Source organism: Acetobacter conturbans, from assembly GCF_011516755.1.
GTDB lineage: Bacteria > Pseudomonadota > Alphaproteobacteria > Acetobacterales > Acetobacteraceae > Acetobacter > Acetobacter conturbans.
In genome coordinates this window covers 270,590-288,417 of sequence record NZ_WOSY01000005.1, presented here as the reverse complement: position 1 = coordinate 288,417, position 17,828 = coordinate 270,590, and the positions used below count along the sequence as shown (strand labels likewise).

15 protein-coding genes, 1 tRNA gene and 1 pseudogene are annotated in these 17,828 nt (G+C 57.5%); 11 read left to right on the top strand and 6 right to left on the bottom strand.

Features of this window, described 5'->3' with window-relative positions; genetic code table 11:
- Both GOB81_RS07555 and GOB81_RS07550 read left to right on the top strand, forming a co-directional pair.
- Positions 1–231, top strand: a pseudogene (locus GOB81_RS07555) (hypothetical protein); the annotation flags it as partial.
- Entirely contained in the window at positions 228–860 is a 633-nt protein-coding gene (locus GOB81_RS07550) for a glutathione S-transferase family protein (RefSeq protein ID WP_010516374.1), read from the top strand. The pseudogene GOB81_RS07555 and the gene GOB81_RS07550, both read left to right, overlap by 4 nt.
- A 241-nt stretch (positions 861–1,101) precedes the next feature.
- Here GOB81_RS07550 and GOB81_RS07545 read toward each other — a convergent pair.
- The 3 genes from GOB81_RS07545 to GOB81_RS07535 all read right to left on the bottom strand — a co-directional run bounded on the left by GOB81_RS07545 (position 1,102) and on the right by GOB81_RS07535 (position 4,170).
- Positions 1,102–1,176, bottom strand: a tRNA-Gly gene (locus GOB81_RS07545).
- Between the two features lie 118 nt (positions 1,177–1,294).
- Positions 1,295–1,993, bottom strand: a complete 699-nt coding sequence (locus tag GOB81_RS07540; protein WP_173569754.1) for a histidine phosphatase family protein — start codon at positions 1,991–1,993, stop codon at positions 1,295–1,297.
- Positions 1,993–4,170 (bottom strand): hypothetical protein, encoded by a 2,178-nt coding sequence (locus GOB81_RS07535; RefSeq protein ID WP_173569753.1) that lies wholly within the window; start codon positions 4,168–4,170, stop codon positions 1,993–1,995. The genes GOB81_RS07540 and GOB81_RS07535 overlap by 1 nt, the downstream gene beginning before the upstream one ends.
- A gap of 181 nt (positions 4,171–4,351) precedes the next feature.
- On the opposite strand from GOB81_RS07535, the gene rfbB reads away from it, so the two are divergent.
- From rfbB to GOB81_RS07510, 5 genes are all read left to right on the top strand, one after another.
- Positions 4,352–5,410, top strand: a complete 1,059-nt coding sequence (rfbB, locus tag GOB81_RS07530) for a dTDP-glucose 4,6-dehydratase (RefSeq protein WP_173569752.1) — start codon at positions 4,352–4,354, stop codon at positions 5,408–5,410.
- 50 nt (positions 5,411–5,460) lie between these two features.
- The gene (gene rfbA, locus GOB81_RS07525) at positions 5,461–6,339 is read left to right on the top strand and encodes a glucose-1-phosphate thymidylyltransferase RfbA (RefSeq protein WP_173569787.1); all 879 of its coding nucleotides are present in this window, start codon (positions 5,461–5,463) and stop codon (positions 6,337–6,339) included.
- Positions 6,340–6,441: 102 nt separating this feature from the next.
- Entirely contained in the window at positions 6,442–7,002 is a 561-nt protein-coding gene (gene rfbC / locus GOB81_RS07520; protein WP_173569751.1) for a dTDP-4-dehydrorhamnose 3,5-epimerase, read from the top strand.
- Positions 6,999–7,904 carry a dTDP-4-dehydrorhamnose reductase gene (gene rfbD, locus GOB81_RS07515; RefSeq protein WP_173569750.1) on the top strand — a complete coding sequence of 302 codons (906 nt, stop codon included), beginning with the start codon at positions 6,999–7,001 and terminating at the stop codon, positions 7,902–7,904. The genes rfbC and rfbD overlap by 4 nt, the downstream gene beginning before the upstream one ends.
- Positions 7,905–8,222: 318 nt before the next feature.
- Positions 8,223–9,128 carry a glycosyltransferase family 2 protein gene (locus tag GOB81_RS07510; RefSeq protein WP_173569749.1) on the top strand — a complete coding sequence of 302 codons (906 nt, stop codon included), beginning with the start codon at positions 8,223–8,225 and terminating at the stop codon, positions 9,126–9,128.
- On the opposite strand, the gene GOB81_RS07505 is transcribed toward GOB81_RS07510, so the two are convergent.
- Positions 9,063–9,308 (bottom strand): hypothetical protein, encoded by a 246-nt coding sequence (locus tag GOB81_RS07505; protein ID WP_173569748.1) that lies wholly within the window; start codon positions 9,306–9,308, stop codon positions 9,063–9,065. The two genes, GOB81_RS07510 and GOB81_RS07505, sit on opposite strands and share 66 nt — an antisense overlap.
- Positions 9,309–9,460: 152 nt before the next feature.
- Between GOB81_RS07505 and GOB81_RS07500 the strand changes: the two genes are divergently transcribed.
- From GOB81_RS07500 to GOB81_RS07485, 4 genes are all read left to right on the top strand, one after another.
- Positions 9,461–10,438: a magnesium transporter CorA family protein gene (locus GOB81_RS07500; RefSeq protein ID WP_173569747.1), complete on the top strand. Its 978-nt coding sequence runs from the start codon at positions 9,461–9,463 to the stop codon at positions 10,436–10,438.
- A gap of 113 nt (positions 10,439–10,551) precedes the next feature.
- Complete coding sequence (locus GOB81_RS07495) at positions 10,552–11,067, top strand: hypothetical protein (protein ID WP_173569746.1); 516 nt, start codon at positions 10,552–10,554, stop codon at positions 11,065–11,067.
- 228 nt (positions 11,068–11,295) lie between these two features.
- The gene (gene rho / locus GOB81_RS07490) at positions 11,296–12,594 is read left to right on the top strand and encodes a transcription termination factor Rho (protein ID WP_173569745.1); all 1,299 of its coding nucleotides are present in this window, start codon (positions 11,296–11,298) and stop codon (positions 12,592–12,594) included.
- Between the two features lie 307 nt (positions 12,595–12,901).
- Positions 12,902–13,819: a glycosyltransferase family 2 protein gene (locus tag GOB81_RS07485; protein WP_173569744.1), complete on the top strand. Its 918-nt coding sequence runs from the start codon at positions 12,902–12,904 to the stop codon at positions 13,817–13,819.
- A 233-nt stretch (positions 13,820–14,052) separates the two neighbouring features.
- Here the strand turns inward: GOB81_RS07485 and GOB81_RS07480 are convergent, their stop codons facing one another.
- Together GOB81_RS07480 and GOB81_RS07475 are read right to left on the bottom strand one after the other, a co-directional pair.
- Positions 14,053–16,380, bottom strand: a complete 2,328-nt coding sequence (locus GOB81_RS07480) for a TonB-dependent receptor (protein ID WP_173569743.1) — start codon at positions 16,378–16,380, stop codon at positions 14,053–14,055.
- Between the two features lie 87 nt (positions 16,381–16,467).
- Positions 16,468–17,811 (bottom strand): MFS transporter, encoded by a 1,344-nt coding sequence (locus GOB81_RS07475; protein ID WP_173569742.1) that lies wholly within the window; start codon positions 17,809–17,811, stop codon positions 16,468–16,470.
- Positions 17,812–17,828: the final 17 nt, after the last annotated feature.

The window sequence follows — 17,828 nt, the reverse complement described above, 5'->3', positions numbered from 1 at the left end:
GTCTGCAAGCTCGCTCTGGGCTTCTCCATCCAGCGGGGACCACACGGCACCCAGCGGCTGGTGACGGAAACCCGCGTGTTTTGCGTCACGGACCGGGCCAGGCGTCGCTTCACGCCCTATTGGTATCTGATCCGCCCGGTCAGCGGCCTGATCCGCCGCCGCATGCTCGCGACCATCCGGGAACAGTCGGAGTCTCCGCCCTCTCATCACCCGCGCGCAGCATTGCCATGAAGCTTTACGACTACCCCACCGCCCCCAATCCACGGCGTGTGCGCTTCTTCATCGCCGAGAAAGGGCTGACGATTCCTATCGTTACAGTTGATCTGGCGAAGCACGAGCAGTTCGCGCCCACGTTCCGCCTCCTTAACCCCTCCTGCACCGTTCCCGTCCTGGAACTGGACGACGGCACCGCGATCAGCGAGGTGCCCGTCATCTGCCGTTATCTGGAGGAGTTGCATCCCGATCCCCCTCTGATGGGCGCGACGCGAGAACAACGCGCCATCATCGGCATGTGGGACCGGCGCATGGAGATCGACGGCTATCTTGCCGCGATGGAAGCCGTACGGAACAGCCTGCCGGGACTGTCGGGCCGCGCACTGGTCGGACCACACGGCTATGCGCAAATCCCCGAGCTTACCGCGCGCGGCCGTCAGAGGCTGGCCGATTTCATGGCCGATCTGGACACCCGGCTGCGCGATGTACCCTATGTCGCGGGCAATGCCTTCTCGATCGCTGACATCACCGCGTTCGTCACGCTGGATTTCGCCCGTAGCCGACTGAAGCTGGCATTGCCAGACGAGGCCTCCGCCCTGCATGCATGGGTCACGAGCATCGCGAAACGGCCAGGAGCACAGGCATGACGGCCTTTGCCATACTCTTGTTAGCCGGCATCTCGTTCAAGAGCGCTGTTCTACTTATGAACATCACCCGCCCGAACATCCTGACGATGTGTGCCACGGGATTCGGCACGCTACGCCGTAGCCACCCCCGATTTGCTCCGGGCTGCTTACAAAATGCTTACATTCCTGTGCTACGGCACACTGTAAACAAAAAACGGTCCCGAAGGAACGTCTTTAACCGCCTGATTTTCCTTGGAAAATCTGGAGCGGGCGATGGGATTCGAACCCACGACCCCAACCTTGGCAAGGTTGTGCTCTACCCCTGAGCTACGCCCGCACCGTCTGCGATGAGCGGTGATTTAAAGCAGGCTTTCGGAGTGCGCAAGTCCCATTGCAGAGATTTTTCAGAAAAAACGACGAGCTGCTCCATTCCCGAAAAGAACAGCGCGGCCTCCTCAGATTCCGGGCAGTTCATTAACGGTGACGACACGCCAGATGCCGTCGTGACACTCCAGAATCGTCAGGGAAAGATTCTGGATGGAGAAATGCAGGGCCGTATCGGCGCTGATTTTCAGGGCATGCGCCAGAGCGGCACGAATTGCGCCTCCATGACTGACCAGCACCATATCCTGTTTCGGATAGGCACCCGCGAGTCGCTCCAGCGTGCTTCCCACACGGGCACAGACATCGATCATGCTCTCGCCGCCCGGTGGTTTTTCTTCTCCCGATAGCGGCCAGAAATAGTGCGGCGCACGCTCAAGGCGTTTCGGGAACTCTCCATGCGAAAGCCCCTGCCACTCGCCCAACTCCTGCTCCAGCATCCCCGGTTCGACCGTGACGTCCCGCGATCCATAGCCTGCATTCTGGATGGCCTGTGCCGTGGAACGCGTTCGGGAGAGGGGTGTGATGAACCAGCATGCATCGGACGGGAGGCGGTGGGCGAGCGCTTCATACATCGGCTGCTGCGCCACGAGACTGTCCGGGCACAGGGGCACGTCCATCGTGCCATACATCATGGCGCGGGCGTTCTCTTCCACCAGAGCGTGCCGGATCAGCCAGAAGCGTGTAACGCCGCGCTCCAGCCGGGGTGCATCAAGAAAATTACCATGATTCTGCTGTCCTTCAGGACAAGGGCCAGACGAGGCGGCCGCCATCAGTTCTCTCCATTCTGTTGTGACACACTGCGCGAAACCAGTGCCGCATCGGTCGCAGGCGCATAAGTAGGCAGCGGGTCGTAACGGGCAATCCGCTGCCAGTGACGCCGGATCAGGGAGATCTTTTCAAGCACCGTGCGGGCGTCTGAAATCTCCTGCGCAAGCCGCACATCCGTCCCGAGAGCGGCGTGGGAGGGTTCCCCCGACACCAGCCTTGCCCCCGCCGAAATCCGTAACGCACCGGCCAATCGACCGTCGAGTGCTCCAGACGGCACCGCCACCGGCTGGCCGATATGGCACAGCAATCCCGCCACGGCGCTCTGACGTTCCGGTTCGTCCCGCGTGAAAACCGGCCGCAGATCGGCGTTCAGCCAGCGGTAAAGACAGCGGGCCTCCGCCAGCCCCAGCGGCACGAAGGAGGCCGCGCCATCGTCGCCAGGAGCCCGGACCAGAAAGCTGAGAATGGTCACCATGTCGTCCCATGCGTCCGGAATCTGGGGACGATCGGGCACCGGCGCTTCAAGCAGCAGCACATCTTCGCGCTCGGCGATGGCTTCAGTCACGGCGGTGAGGAAACGGGCCAGACGCCAGCGGGTCTCGGCAGGAGGGACGGCCTTCAGCGCCTCCATTTCCGCCAGAGCTGCTGTCCAGCGCAGGATCAGGCCGTGATTCACCACATCGGACAGACAGGCGGATGCTGTGCAGGTCGGCCATTCGCTCCGACCGGCATAGGCCCGAAGTCCGATAGGGAGTGCGCCGTCATCAAGCCTTTTGCGCCATGTGTCCGGCAAAAGAAGCGCGCCACAGAAAGGTGGGCCGGTGAAGAATTTGGAACCCGTCACCATCACAGCACGTCCGGCCCGCACCCATCCACTCACCCGCTGGGGCACCAGTCGGGCCTGACAGGCATCCACCACAATGTCACACTGCCTGCCAAACTGAAGGGCGAATCTTTGCAGCACGTCTTCTGTGGGTGCGAGCAATCCTGTCTTGGACAGATCTAGCTGATGAAGCAGCACATGCCGCCCCGCTTCGATGGCCCGCTCCACCTGCTGCGCGCAGCGGGTTGCCAGCACAGCCGCCGCGATCTCGCTGCCGTCCGGGGCACGGAGCGGAATATCCTCGACTTCGGCGCACCCCGGCCGACCGAAACCTTTGATCGCCTCTCCAGCGGGCACATGCGCCAGACGCGCGGTATCGTCAGCGAAATGGCGGCCAGCGGCAGCGAGGGGAACACCGCGCCCTGTCTCGTTGGGGGCGATCAGAATATTGGTGACGGGCAGAGCATCGGGATTCATTTCCGCGATGGCGAGGGCGGCCAGTTCGCAATCGGTTCCCGAGGGAGCCAGAATGACGTGATCGCCGTCGGGCAGGCCGTAATAATGCGCCAGCGTGGTGCGGACCTGCCGCGCCATGTCGGCAAGGACGGTTTGCCCCCTGTCGCGCAGAAGGGCCCGTTGCAGCGTCAGGCGCGCGTCTTCGGCTGCGGCGAATCCCCGTTCCGAGACAGAGGATGCTGTTGATGAGGCGAAGGTCGCCGCCCAGGGACGCGGGCGATGCGAACACCCGTAATGGTTGAGACCGGTCCGGGGATCGAGTTGAAGGCGCGCATCGCCTCCGGCCGCCATCAGGGTCTCTGAAGGCCCGATCAGCGCCCATGAGCGTTCGAGCCATGCGGCCAGATCCTCGAACGCTTCCGGAACGAGTTCCTCGCCATGGATCAACGGCGATGGGAGAAGCCCCCGCAACAGCGGCCAGATCTTCGCCAGCGTGGCGGCGGAGGGCGCGTGCGGTCCGGCGAGCACGATCGGCCAGTCTGGCTCCCGTTGCTTTCCTTCACCCTCGGCTCCATCGAAAGCCCGGAAAAGAGCAGCGGTCCGGGCTGCTGCAAAACAGGCGCGCAGCCCCTGAGTGGAGGCTGGAGACACCGTGCCGCCGTCCGCTCCCTCATCAGCGAGCAGGGCCGCCAGTTCCAGCGCGTGCCGGACGCGCCACACGCCCTGCCCTCGGCTCAGATTACCTGCCAGCGCTTCAGAAATGAGGATCTCTCTTGCGGACAGGACCCGAAACGGAAGTGGGCTGCCGGAGTCGATTCGTAAGCGCGCTTCATCCGCGACGAAACGGAGATCCGGACGGTCCAGAAACGCGGAGACTGCCGACGCAGGGAGAGGTGCCAAGATGGGGCGTCCATTTGCCGTTAAATGAACATCAAGGATGCCACAACTATGGTTAATCGGATACTCAAGGTGTAGCAGGCTGTTAACAGAGGCAATTAACCGCACATCCACTGGCAGTCATGCCTCGCCTCCGCTATTAGGCACGGAGATCCTTGGTAGGTTCTCGAAACGGGATGGTTTGATGCGAATTCTTCTTACAGGCGGATGTGGGTTCATCGGGTCCGCTGTCGTGCGCCACATTATCGGGGCGACCGGGCACACGGTTCTCAACGTCGACTGCATGACCTATGCCGCCTCTCCCGAGACAGTGGCGGAAGTGGCATCCTCGGACCGTTACAATTTCGCGGAAGTGGACATCACCGACGGCCCGGCTCTGGCGAAGCTGTTCGCGGAGTTCCGTCCGGACGCGGTCATGCATCTGGCGGCGGAAAGCCATGTGGACCGCTCGATCGACGGCCCGGGCGTGTTCATCCAGACCAATGTTGTCGGCACCTATACGCTGCTCGAAGCCGCCCGTGGATACTGGCAGAAGCTGGACGAGGCCGCCCGCACGGCCTTCCGCTTCCACCATATTTCCACCGATGAAGTCTTCGGGGCGCTGGAACTCGACGATCCTCCGTTCACCGAAACCACGCCCTACGATCCGCGCAGCCCGTATTCCGCGTCCAAGGCGGCGTCCGATCATCTGGTCCGCGCATGGTATCACACCTATGGTCTGCCGACCTTCGTCACCAACACGACGAACAATTACGGCATCTGGCATTTCCCGGAAAAGCTGATCCCGCTGGTGACGATCAACGCCATCGAGGGCAAGGAACTTCCCGTTTACGGCAAAGGCGAGAACGTCCGTGACTGGCTGTTCGTCGAGGATCATGCCGAAGCGCTGGTAAAGGCTGTGGAAGTTGGCGAGCCGGGTGAGACCTACGCCATCGGTGCCCGTCAGCCCCGCACGAATCTTGAGGTGGTGAAGACCATCTGCGCGGTTCTGGACGAGTTGAAGCCTGATCCGGCGGGTCCGCGCGAACGCCTGATCCGTTTTGTCACGGATCGTCCGGGTCATGATTTCAAATACGAGATCGACCCGACACACGCGGAAAATGCGCTTGGCTGGAAGGCGAAGCACAATTTCGAGACCGGCATCCGCCGTACGATCCAGTGGTATCTCGACAATCGGGACTGGTGGGAAGCCATCCGCGCCCGTCGGTATACCGGCGAGCGTCTCGGTCAGGCCAAGAAATAACGTTCCGGGATAGAGCGAACATGAGCAAGACAGCCCCTGTCGAGACCAGCATGAAGGGTATTCTTCTGGCTGGCGGATCAGGCACACGCCTGTATCCAATGACTCTTGCCGCCAGCAAGCAGTTGCTGCCGGTTTACGACAAGCCGATGATTTATTACCCGCTGACGACGCTCATGCTCGCCGGTATCCGGGACATCATGATCATCTCCACACCCGCCGACCTGCCGCAGTTCAAGCGGCTTCTCGGCGATGGTTCGCAGTTCGGGGTTCGCTTCGAATATCGCGAGCAGCCTTCGCCGGACGGCATTGCACAGGCGTTTCTGGTCGCCGGTGAATGGCTGAAGGGCAGTCCCTGCGCGCTGGTGCTCGGCGACAACCTGATCTTCGCCGACCATCTTTCGACCCTGCTGCAGAAGGCCGCCCAGCTCAAGAAGGGCGCAACGGTCTTTGCCTATCAGGTCCGCGATCCGGAGCGTTACGGCGTCGTCAGCTTCGACGAGACGGGCAAGGCCCTCACCGTCGAGGAAAAGCCTGCCGAACCGGCGTCCAACTGGGCCATCACCGGTCTCTATTTCTATGATGAACGGGTTTATGACTTTGCCCGCAAGGTGAAGCCCTCCCCCCGTGGCGAGCTGGAAATCACCGACCTCAACCGGTTCTATCTGGAAGAAGGCAGCCTGCAGGTCGATCGCCTCGGACGCGGCTGTGCCTGGCTTGATGCCGGACTGCCGGAAAGCCTCATGCAGGCAGGTCAGTTCGTGCACACCATTCAAGCGCGTCAGGGCATGCTCGTCGGCTCGCCGGGCGAAGTAGCGTTCCGCATGGGTTACATCACTGCCGACCAACTGCGTTCCCACGCCGCCAAAATGGGCAAGACCGAACTCGGTCGCCTGCTCAAGGAACTCGCCGATCACGGGTATCAGGGCTGAACATTGCCCAATTTCCCCGCCGGATTCTTCTGGCGGGGATGATTGAGCCGAAGCAATCCTGACAGGCTTCCGGCCATTTTTTCATTTACTGGAGCAGAATCTATGAAGGTCGAGCGTCTGGCTATTCCTGACGTCATTCTCGTCACCCCGCCGCGTTTTTCCGACAATCGGGGATTCTTCTCAGAGACCTACAATATCCAGCGCATGAAGGAAGCCGGGATCGACCTGCCTTTCGTGCAGGACAACCAGAGTCTTTCCCGCGAAAAAGGCGTTGTGCGTGGCCTGCACTGCCAGCTCGACCCTTACGCGCAGGGCAAGCTTGTCCGCTGCACCCGGGGGGCGATCTGGGATGTCGCCATTGATGCACGGACCGGCTCCCCGACCTATGGCAAGTGGGTGGCTGCGGAATTGTCCGAGAACAACTGGTCCCAGCTCTGGATTCCGCCGGGCTTCCTGCATGGCTTCTGCACGCTGACGGACAATGCCGAAGTCCAGTACAAATGCACGGCGCTTTATGACAAGGCCTCCGAGCGTGCTGTCATCTGGAACAGCAAGGAACTGGCGATCGACTGGCCGATGAAGGCCGAGGACACCATTCTGTCCGAGAAAGATCTGCAAGCGCCAGAGTTCTCAGAAGCCAAGGGATGGTTCCAGTACAAATGACCGGTACATCTGATAACGGCCCGATCCTCGTGACCGGGGGCAATGGCCAGCTCGCCACGTCTCTCGCCAATCTGGGCGGCAGTCGCATTGACCGCGTCGGACGTCCTGAATTCGATTTCGAGAAGCCTGACACCATTGAAGCGGTGCTCGACGCCCACAAGCCCGTTGCGGTGGTGAACGCTGCCGCGTGGACGGCCGTGGATCTCGCGGAGCAGGAAGTCGCCGGAGCGGACGCCGCCAACTGCACGGGGCCCGCTCTTCTGGCTGCCGCCTGTGCGAAGCGGAACATTCCCTTCATCCATGTGTCCACGGACTATGTGTTTTCCGGTGACAAGGGCGCTCCCTATCTGGAAAGCGACCCAGTCTCGCCACAGACCGTCTATGGCCGCACCAAGGCCGAAGGTGAGCAGAAGGTGATAGCGGCCGATCCAAAGGCCATCATCCTGCGCACCTCATGGGTCTATTCCGCGCACGGCAAGAACTTCGTCCGCACGATGATCAATGCAGGCGCCAAGAACCCGGCCCTCAAGGTTGTGGGTGACCAGCGCGGCAATCCCACCAGTTCCGACGATCTTGCTGAGGCGATTCTCTCCATCATAGGGCTCATCGAGCGTGGTGGCTGGAAAGATGACTATGCCGGCATCTATCACGCCTGCGGGACCGGTGAAGCAACCTGGCATGAACTGGCCGTCGCCGCGTTGCAGGACGCTGCCCGGCATGGGCAGAAAATGCCTGACGTATCGGCCATCCGCACGGAAGACTGGCCGACACCGGCCAAGCGCCCGGCTGATTCCCGTATGGACAATGGCAAGCTCGACCGTGTGTTCGGCGTGAAAATGCCCGACTGGCGCGTGAGCGTTGCCCGGACGGTGGACACGCTATTCTCTGACAAAGCGGCGTAGTTTTCTGCTTTATCCGCTGGGGATTCCTGCCTTGAGGGACTCTCCAGCGGTGTTTACAGATGCAAAAACGATTTTATCTTTCCAGCGATATCGAGTGACAACGCCGGAAAGCCTGTTTGTCTCCCAAAAACGCAGGCTGGAACCACCGGGTCTTGGAGCGACTTTCCGCCTCAGCCCGACCAGAATCCATTGGCATAATGACTGCGAAATCCCTTCCGGACATGCTGGACGAACGGAAAAAGTCTATCCGATTTCCACGATATCGCTGCGGCGTTTCCGGAATCTGCCGATGCACACATCTTTTTCTGGAATTGCCTGATGAGTTGTGAAGTCTGGACCATCATTGTCACTTACAATCCGGACCCGGCGACTTTTCAAAATGTCCTGACGTCGCTGGAACGGGAGATCGACGCTGCCATCGTCGTCGATAATCATTCCGCCAATGCAAGCGCGCTCCGGCAGCTTACATCCCCGTTTGGACATGAATTTCTGGAACTGCCGGACAATGAGGGCATAGCGCACGCCCAGAATGTCGGAATCCGGCATGCCATGGCGGCCGGGGCCAGTCATATCCTGCTGATGGATCAGGATACGGTTCTGGAAACGGGGACGGTCCGCGCTCTTCTCGATCTTTGCAGCGACCTCGAATCCCGTCATATCCGCGTGGGTGCCGTGGGGAATTTCTTCCGTGACACGCATGATGGCCAGCTAAATGCGATCTGGCGGGCGCACGGCCTTGGAATCAAACGTGAGCCGGTCGATTCAGGGCCGGATGTGGTTGCTGAAGCCGATTTCATCATCGCGTCCGGCTCCCTGATCCCTGTTGCCACTCTTCGTGAAACCGGCCTGATGGATGCGGGGCTGTTTATCGACCTTGTGGATGTCGAGTGGGGACTAAGGGCGGCAGCACGGGGTTACAGGCATTTCCTGACGAACAGACATGTCATGGCGCACACGATAGGGTCCGGCAGGAAGAAACTGTTCGGCAGGAGCATCACGCTCCATGCCCCGATCCGGGACTATTACGCGTTGCGGAATGCGCTTCTGCTCGTCCGTCGGCCTTACATCAGAGCGGCCTGGAAACTGTATTTCCTGCGCCGTGTCCTGATTTTCTTTGTTGTCTTCGGTCTTTTTACGGATCAGAAAAAGCGCAGGCTATCACTGATGTTTCGCGGCATTACTGACGGCATCAGGGGTTGTGCGGGACGCTGCCCCCTCTCCTGAGGGAATTCTCTCGGACACGGCCTGCGTTTCCGCGGCTTCCGCCAGATCCTTCATGTAGCTCAGCAGAGAGGCGGTTCGCGTCAGGGTAAAGCCCAACATTTCGATGGTCCTGATCGCCTCGCGGGTGAGACCCGTCTTTTCCTGCAGAAGCGCTTCATCATGCTCACTCAGATTCGTCACGGCTCCCCCACATGTCTGATCGTTGCAGGCGATTTCATCGCTACAAACTTTAAAGTTCCGTGAACGTCGTGCCGGGCTGTATTTGCGGCGCAAGGCGTATTCTGTAAGAACATCATCAGAACGCGACGACCGGACACCTCAGGAGTGCCTTCATGTTTCTGGCCCACCGGAACGGCCAACCGGCCCGAGCCGTCGAAACCGAGGCAGACGCCGACGGTGCGATCTGGCTTGATCTTGTCGATCCCACGGAGACCGAACGCGATCTGGCGGCACGGCTGGTCGGCAAGATCATTCCCCAGCGCGCCGATCTGGAAGAGATCGAAAGTTCTTCGCGGCTGCATCTGGAAGAAGATGCTGTTTACATGTCGCTGCCACTCGTGCGGCGTACAGATACTGACCTGTATTCCTCGCCGATCGGTTTCGTTCTGCTTCCGGCCCGGCTCGTCACCATCCGTTTCTCGGACTACGCCTCGTTCGACAATGCCGCCCGGCGTATCGTCGAAACGCCGGAGGCCATCACGAGCGAAGATGCGTTCGTGATGATTCTCGAGTGCATCGTGGATCGACTTGCGGACGTGCTGGAGCATGTCGGCCTCAATCTGAACCAGCTCTCCCGCGATGTTTTCTCGGGTTACGATCCGAAATCCGGCACCCAGCTGGCGGCATGGCAGCGCGCCATTCTCAGACGTGTGGGTCATGCCGAGGATTTCTCTTCGCTGGTGCGTGACAGTCTGCTGGGACTGGACCGGATAGCCATCTTCATCTCGGAAACCCGCAAACAGACGCTGCCTCGTCCGCTGGCAGCACGCCTGTCCACGGTCAGCCGCGATGTCACCTCCCTGACGGATTTCGTGGCGCAGCTTTCCAACAAGATTCAGTTCCTGCTCGATGCGGCGCTCGGCTTCATCAGCATCGAACAGAATGACAGCATGAAGATCCTGACTGTTGTCAGCTTCATCGGCGTCGCTCCCACGCTGATTGCCGGCGTCTATGGCATGAACTTCAAGGATATTCCGGAGCTCACCTGGGCCTATGGCTACTGGTATGCACTCTCCGCGATGTCGACTTCGGTCATTCTGCCACTTCTGTGGTTCTGGCACCGGGGCTGGCTCAAGGCCGGAACCCGCTAGGACTCTATCCGTTTCCTCCTGAGACGTTATCGTGGCTTATCGGACTGCGGACCTAGGGCGATGACGAATCATCCTGTCCCTTCAGGCCCTGCATCAAAGAGGAGGCTTCCTTCATGCTCCGGATGAGTGTCGTTCCCGTTCTTGTGCTTTCGTCGCTCGCCCTGACCGCGCCGGCGAAAGCCGAATCTCCCTCCCCCAAAAGCCTGTTGGACAGAATGACCACGGAGCCTTGGCGTTATGGCGGCCTGTCGGGGACCATGCCGCAGCGGCTGGTTATTGGGTTTCATGGAACCGGACCGTCCTCCCTTTCCGGAGAATTCGCCGCACTCGACGCGTCCATGCGCCCCGTTCTGGCCGGTTCACTGACGGGCACGATATCTCCTGCACCGCCGGGCATTGCCGTTTCATGTGCTTTCACCGTCAGGCTACCCGACCGGGTGCTGGCCTTTAAAGGCACATGCACACCGGACAGTCTTTCCGGCAGCTTCCGCACCCGCAATAAGCCTGTCTTGCTGAGCGCGCAGTTTCAGAATGTCGTTTCGCCGTCCTTCTCTCTGGATCAGTACTGGCTCACGGCAGTCGGTTTTCGTGAGGCTCTTTCCCCCACAACCGCCCTTTCACCGCGGTAATGCGGGTCTGATCTGAAGAGATATACTTGACAGGCACAGAGACGCGGAATAGGGGAAACACACCATCAATGGGTAATTCTGTTGATGCGTTCCTTACGATCAAGATTTTCGCCATCCGGAAACCGGCCTTGCGCCCACCGAATTCAGGAACTGTGCCAACTGGCTTCAGACCTGCGAAAGACTTGACTCTCCCCCCTGTTCTGCCTGCCAAATCAAGGCGCACTCTGCATGCATCTCGTTGAACTCAAGGCCAAGTCTCCGGCCGATCTTCTTTCCTATGCCGAAGAACTCGGCGTGGAGAACGCCTCCTCGCTTCGCAAGCAGGAGCTGCTGTTTACCATTCTCAAGACGCTGGCCGACAATGACCAGGCGATCTATGGTGAAGGAACTCTGGAAATCCTGCCGGATGGCTTCGGTTATCTCCGCTCCCCGGAAGCGAATTATCTCCCCGGTCCCGACGATATCTATATCTCTCCGGTTCAGGTGCGCCGCTTCGGCCTGCGCACCGGTGACACCGTCGAGGGTCAGATCCGCGCACCTCGTGATGGCGAACGTTACTTCTCGCTGCTGAAGGTCAACACGATCAATTTCGAGGCTCCGGAGGCCGTCCGTCACCGGATCAACTTCGACAACCTCACGCCGCTTTATCCTGAGCGCCGCCTCAAGATGGAAGTCGAGGGTCAGACCCCGGCTGAAACTGAGGCACCGACGAAGAGCAAAAAGGGCGCACAGCGTGATTTCACGTCCCGCGTCATCGACCTTGTCTCGCCAATCGGCATGGGTCAGCGCGCCCTGATCGTCGCTCCGCCGCGCACCGGTAAGACCGTGATGCTGCAGAGCATCGCCAGCTCGATTTCGGCCAACCATCCGGAAGTCTTCCTGATCGTTCTGCTGATCGACGAGCGTCCAGAAGAAGTCACCGACATGGCCCGCTCCGTGCGTGGCGAAGTCGTGGCCTCGACCTTTGATGAACCAGCACAGCGTCACGTGCAGGTCACGGAGATGGTGCTGGAAAAGGCCAAGCGGCTTGTCGAGCACAAGCGCGACGTCGTCATCCTGCTCGACTCGATCACCCGTCTGGCCCGCGCCTACAACACCGTTGTGCCTTCATCGGGCAAGGTGCTGACCGGCGGTGTGGACGCCAATGCCCTCCAGCGTCCGAAGCGCTTCTTTGGTGCGGCCCGTAACATCGAGGAAGGCGGCTCGCTGACCATCATTGCCACCGCGCTGATCGATACCGGTTCGCGCATGGACGAGGTCATCTTCGAGGAGTTCAAGGGCACGGGTAACTCCGAGCTCATTCTCGACCGCAAGCTGGCCGACAAACGCGTCTTCCCGGCCATCGACATCACCAAGAGCGGCACCCGTAAGGAAGAACTGCTGGTCGATCGTGCCACGCTGTCAAAGATGTGGGTGCTTCGCCGTATCCTCGCACCGATGGGCACGATGGATGCTATGGAGTTCCTGCTGGACAAGCTGAAATACAGCAAATCCAATAACGACTTCTTCGAAGCAATGAATAACTGACTCCAGAAACAGGAGGTTCCCTGTCTTTTCAGGCAGGGAACCTCTTCCTGATGGAAAACCTGATGTTTGCATCGGGGGTTGTGGCTATTTTATGCGTTCACTACGTCACGCAACTGCCAGTCCTTTATGAAGAAGCCGTATCGCACTCCAGCTATCAGAACGCACTACTTTGAAATACACTCTGATGACCACGAAAATACATTAGTATTACATTTATTTTCGAAGCAATGCCCCGCCCCAGAAACCAATTGACCATACTTTCCTCATGGCAAACAATCGGCTAGAAATGGGATATGTGAGGTCAAAAATGATTAATGATAAAAAAAACACAGAAATTGCGATCTGTATTCCTACATATAAACGCTATAAACTTCTCAAGAAGCTCATATCATCCATAAATAAGAACGAAAATACTGTCATCATTGTGGGCAACAATGACAATGTCAGTGTGTTTGAAGACCACGATTTTGGTGAGGCCGACCGGGAGAAATTCACCGAAATCTTCGTCACGGAACGTGGCGTCACCGCTGTCAGAAATACGCTCATACAATACTGCCTCACGGAATTCGTGAATCTTCAGTGGGTTGTTTTCATAGACGATGATCAGGTTCCGTCACCCGACTGGCTTCAGGAACTGATGAAAGTCGCGGAGAAAACGAAAGCAGACCTGATTGGTGGGCCTGTTGCGAAAGTCCCGTCCATCGAAACATATTGGGGTGAAGGCGCCACCAATACGTCCTACCTTCCCGTCAAGGAAGGCTATGTCGATATGCTCAACGAGGGCGGTAATCTGGCAATCGCGACGGCTTTCCTGCGGCGCCTTGAGAGAAAGCCTTTCGATCCGAATTTTGGAAAAAGCGGTGGTGAAGATTTCGAGTTTTTCCTTTTCGCTTTCAAGAGCGGAGCCAAATTGGCGTGGGCACCGAAAGCTGAAGTGACTGAAATTATTCCGAAAGACAGATTGACCCTTTCCGGGCTGGTGTTCAGATCCTTGTCGACGGGCATGTACCAGACAAAAGCCGAAATGAAATATAACACCAAAAAAGATATCTTTTATAGAATAATGAAGCGTCTTTTACTTCTTCCGGCCTACACAGCCCGCGATCTCCTGAAATACCGTCGCCTCAATGTGTGCCTTTCTTTATTTGTGCGCAAACTCAGCAGTATAGTAGGGGCCTGTTTCGGCCTGTGCGATCTTTCGATCAGTCGATATGGCCAAAACTGAGCCCGGAAACATTGTGCGCGGTTTCACGGACAAAACCGTCTGCGGGCCGGCCTGTCATCTGCCGCTCACACGGGGGATAACAGTTCGCCCCGCCTCACCTGGAGGCAGCCTCTCTGCTTGGAAAAGAGGTCGCTTCCCTTAGTGAGTGGATAAAAGGTGGCCCGATAACCGCCTGCTTTCAGGCCGTCAGGCGGGCTACCCCCCATAAAATACCACCCTGACGGTCTTCCCGATCACATATCGACGCGGAAGCGTCCCCCGACCATACGGGGCGCTCCGGGCACACCAAAAATGCCGTTCAGGCCTGTTTCACGTGTGATATCGTAATGACGATCAAGAATGTTGTTGGCGTAGGCTGAGATGGACCATTTGTTGCTTTTCGGCGCAAAAGTCAGTCCCATATCCATCAGGAAATAGGCCCGCATGCGATAGAGCGTATTGCCGGGAACATTCTGCTGGGCACCACGATAGCTGTAATCAATATAGGGCGTCAGGGTCCATTCGCGGCCAAGACGGGCTTTATAAGAGGCCGAGCCCTGTAGAGTCAGTTTGGGGATACCCATGTCCACATTATCGTAGCTCCGATAATACGGGCTCAGGACGCCAGTTTTCATGTAGGCAACCGTCATGGCGGTTGAATCGAGCGCGTTGTAGTCCTTGTAATTTCCCCGTTCGTAACCGATGTGCTGATGCAGCAGCAGGCCGGGGATAGGATTAGCATCGATCTCCATTTCCAGTCCCCAAATCCGGCTTTTCGGAATATTGAGATACTGACCGACAACACCATAGTCCGGAACAAAAGCAAGTCCGACAACCTGCTGGTCATGGTAATCGTACCAGAACGCATCTCCGTTGATGCGGAGTTTATGGTTCAGATAATCCGACTTGAATCCCACTTCATAGGCGAGCAGGGATTCCGGTTTGGTGGGTGTGAGCTGAGATTCAATAACAGTGTTGTTGGCCGTAAAGCCACCGGGCTTAAAGCCTTTACGGATTGATCCGTAGAACATCAGGTTTTTCAGGGCCTGATATTCAATACCGCCCATGCCGGAGAACTGATTTGTCAGAGCACCATGACGACCATAGTGAGCATCGAAAGGGGTCGTGTACAGAGGCGTATTATAGCGCAATGTTTCCATATTGCTGAGGGTTCGATCATCGGATTCGTGCGTAATGCCCCCGATGAGATGCAGTTTCTTTGTGACTTCAAAACGCAGATGACCGTACTGGCTAAATGCCTGCTGATCCTGATTGTAGCTTGTGCGCTGCACGTAGGGACGGGAGCCGGACTGCGTGAAGTCGTTGAAGAATGTCGAGTGCATATCCGTACGGTCATAATACATGCCGACGGCCCACTCTATCCGCTTCTGCTCGGGCCTTGATGAGAGCCGGACCTCCTGGGAGAACATATTTGCATCTGTGTTGACATCATCATCATAGATTGCATAGCGGGTACCATCGAGATCCATCAGGTTATGAACATACATCTGCTGAAATGCACTGATGGTTGTCAGGTCGGCAAAACCGAGATTACGGGTGAAATTGATGCCACCGCCCCAGAAAGTGTTGTTGTAAGACGGCTTTGTAGCTTTCGCATTTCCTGTCAGTTTCAGGAATGCAGGTCGAAAACCCCATCCGGTATCTAGGTTATTTGTATAGGCTGGCGTATTGCGCGAGAGGTCCTGAATATTATACGCGCCCATGGCCTGAGAGTTGTCCTGCATCCAGTTTCCACTGAACACGATGTTTGTCTTATCGTCCGGCTGCCAGGCAAGCTTGCCGCGCAGGCCTCCTTTATCGGCATTCCCGAGGGTCTGGCCTGTATTGATATTTTTCTGGAATCCACCACCCTGCTGTGTGAAACCTGCAATCCGATATTGCAGGTTTGAAGCAATAGGCCCCGAGACGTAAACATTGGTAATACTACGATTATAACTGGCGATGTCTTCTGAAGCACCATAATGAAATGTTTTTGTCGGGTCTGCGGTTTTGACATTGATTTCGCCAGCAGTGACTGTCTGACCGTGTGTAAATCCAGATGGACCAGTATTGATATCCACCCCTGCCATGTCGAACATTGCCGCTCCGGCCATATAGCCAATCGGCAGGGCTACCCCATCTACGTAGGTCATGACAGACGGCGTGTTGTTGGCCGTGAAATCGTTCAGGCCAACACCGCGCAGCGTGAAGTTGACACTCGAACCAGTACCCTGGGGCTGGACTGTCAGATTAGGGGCCAGGTTCATCAGCCCTTTCACATCCGTCACCTGATGTCGAGCAAGCGTGCTGCTGTCGATATGGGTGACAGAAACACCTTCATGTTGTCTGGCTGTTTGACCAAAAACATTTCGAGACCGGCTGACGGTGATATTTTCTGATCCCTTCGCCAGAGCGTGCTTTCTCATGGGCCCTAACGGAGCATTGCCGCGCCCGGCGTGATCGGAGGCGTGTGCTGTTTTTGGAGTCGCTGCGACCGAATTGCGGGACGAAACCACTGCGGACAACGCCAAAGCACTGGTGCAGAGCAGAATATGGTTTCGATACCGGAATAATATAGGCATATTTCTGATCTCCCTTAGGTTTTTCGACGATATTTTCAGGAACTTGAGATTGTTAAGGTTAATTATCGAGATATTTTATTGTCAGTTTCATTGTGGATATTCATCAAATATTTCTTCAAGAGACCGGTTTGTCGTAGAGGGTCCAAATAGAATGATCGAAAAAGTTCCCAGTAACAGGACAAAGGCAGTCAGACCGAAGACACCCGGAAAACCGGCACGAGGATAAAGGACGCCAATCAGCAGCGGCGCAACGATGGCGCCAATGCGACCAACGGCCGAAGCCATGCCCATGGCGGTCGCACGCAAGTCCGTGGGGAAAACTTCTGGTGTGTAGGCGTACACCCCGGCATAGGTTCCATTCATGAAGAATGAGAGCAGCATTCCCGACACCAGAATGGTAGCGGAGGAATCCGAAAGAGCCATTCCCAGCGCACTTATGACGGCAGCAGAAAGATATGTGGCCAGCGTTGCCTTACGGCCCAATGCCTCGTTGCAGTAAGCCGCGCTAAAATATCCCGGTATCTGTGCAGCAAAGATCGCGATCGAGAAACCGAAGCTATGGGCAACGGTGAAGCCGCGGGCGATCAGCAGAGTCGGCAGCCAGGAAAAGAACGCGTAATAGCTGAATGTCACCGCAATCCAGAGGCTCCAGATCATCAGTGTCAGTTTCCGAAGCTTTTTTGTTCGGAAACGAAGGATCTGTTCGCTGAACGAGGGTCTTTTTTCCGGAGTATCCGGTGCGGTCGGGTATTCCGGTGATGAAACGCCTGTTGCTTTTTCGATTTTGCAGAGGATCGTATGGGCGCTCTGGATTTGTCCATTCTTTTCGAGCCAGCGCGGAGATTCTGGCAGGGCTCGTCTCCACCAGAGCAGCATGACGACCGGGCAGGAGGTCAAAACCAGCGCGACGCGCCAGCCTTCGACAGAACCGGGGATAAGCAGATATCCGAGAACAGCAGCCCCCACGAATCCGAAAGAGAAAAATCCAGCCAGAGCACCGGTAAAAACACCGCGGTAGCGTTTTGAGACGAACTCCGAAAGGTAGGGCGCAATGATGGCAGATTCCGCACCTGTCCCGGCCCCGGCGAAAACGCGACAAAGGATAAAACTGTGCCAGCTACTGCAAAAAGCCGATGCGAAAGACCCGATGCAGTAAAAGGCGAGCGCCCACATCATGACGGGGCGTCGTCCATACCGGTCGGCAAGGATGCCTGCTGAGAGAGCACCCATGAAGTATCCGAGGAAAGCCGCGCTTCCGAGCAGTCCGAGCTGTGTGGTCGACAGTGCCCAGAGTTTCTGAAGTGACGGCATGACGAAGGCGAGGATGGCGCCGTCCAGACCGTCAAAGCAGTAACCCAGACCTCCCAGAAGAAGAAGCTGGTAATGGAACCGGGAAAATGGAAGGTTTTCCAGCCTGTCTGCAATGGACATCAGCTTATATCCCGTCA

What these genes read in the sequence shown, in the direction of transcription:
- GOB81_RS07550 (WP_010516374.1), top strand. Translation starts at nt 228, where the DNA reads ATGAAGCTTTACGACTACCCCACCGCCCCCAATCCACGGCGTGTGCGC.
- GOB81_RS07540 (WP_173569754.1), bottom strand. Translation starts at nt 1,993, where the DNA reads ATGGCGGCCGCCTCGTCTGGCCCTTGTCCTGAAGGACAGCAGAATCAT.
- rfbB (WP_173569752.1), top strand. Translation starts at nt 4,352, where the DNA reads ATGCGAATTCTTCTTACAGGCGGATGTGGGTTCATCGGGTCCGCTGTC.
- rfbA (WP_173569787.1), top strand. Translation starts at nt 5,461, where the DNA reads ATGAAGGGTATTCTTCTGGCTGGCGGATCAGGCACACGCCTGTATCCA.
- rfbC (WP_173569751.1), top strand. Translation starts at nt 6,442, where the DNA reads ATGAAGGTCGAGCGTCTGGCTATTCCTGACGTCATTCTCGTCACCCCG.
- rfbD (WP_173569750.1), top strand. Translation starts at nt 6,999, where the DNA reads ATGACCGGTACATCTGATAACGGCCCGATCCTCGTGACCGGGGGCAAT.
- GOB81_RS07510 (WP_173569749.1), top strand. Translation starts at nt 8,223, where the DNA reads ATGAGTTGTGAAGTCTGGACCATCATTGTCACTTACAATCCGGACCCG.
- GOB81_RS07500 (WP_173569747.1), top strand. Translation starts at nt 9,461, where the DNA reads ATGTTTCTGGCCCACCGGAACGGCCAACCGGCCCGAGCCGTCGAAACC.
- GOB81_RS07495 (WP_173569746.1), top strand. Translation starts at nt 10,552, where the DNA reads ATGCTCCGGATGAGTGTCGTTCCCGTTCTTGTGCTTTCGTCGCTCGCC.
- rho (WP_173569745.1), top strand. Translation starts at nt 11,296, where the DNA reads ATGCATCTCGTTGAACTCAAGGCCAAGTCTCCGGCCGATCTTCTTTCC.
- GOB81_RS07485 (WP_173569744.1), top strand. Translation starts at nt 12,902, where the DNA reads ATGATTAATGATAAAAAAAACACAGAAATTGCGATCTGTATTCCTACA.
- GOB81_RS07480 (WP_173569743.1), bottom strand. Translation starts at nt 16,380, where the DNA reads ATGCCTATATTATTCCGGTATCGAAACCATATTCTGCTCTGCACCAGT.
- GOB81_RS07475 (WP_173569742.1), bottom strand. Translation starts at nt 17,811, where the DNA reads ATGTCCATTGCAGACAGGCTGGAAAACCTTCCATTTTCCCGGTTCCAT.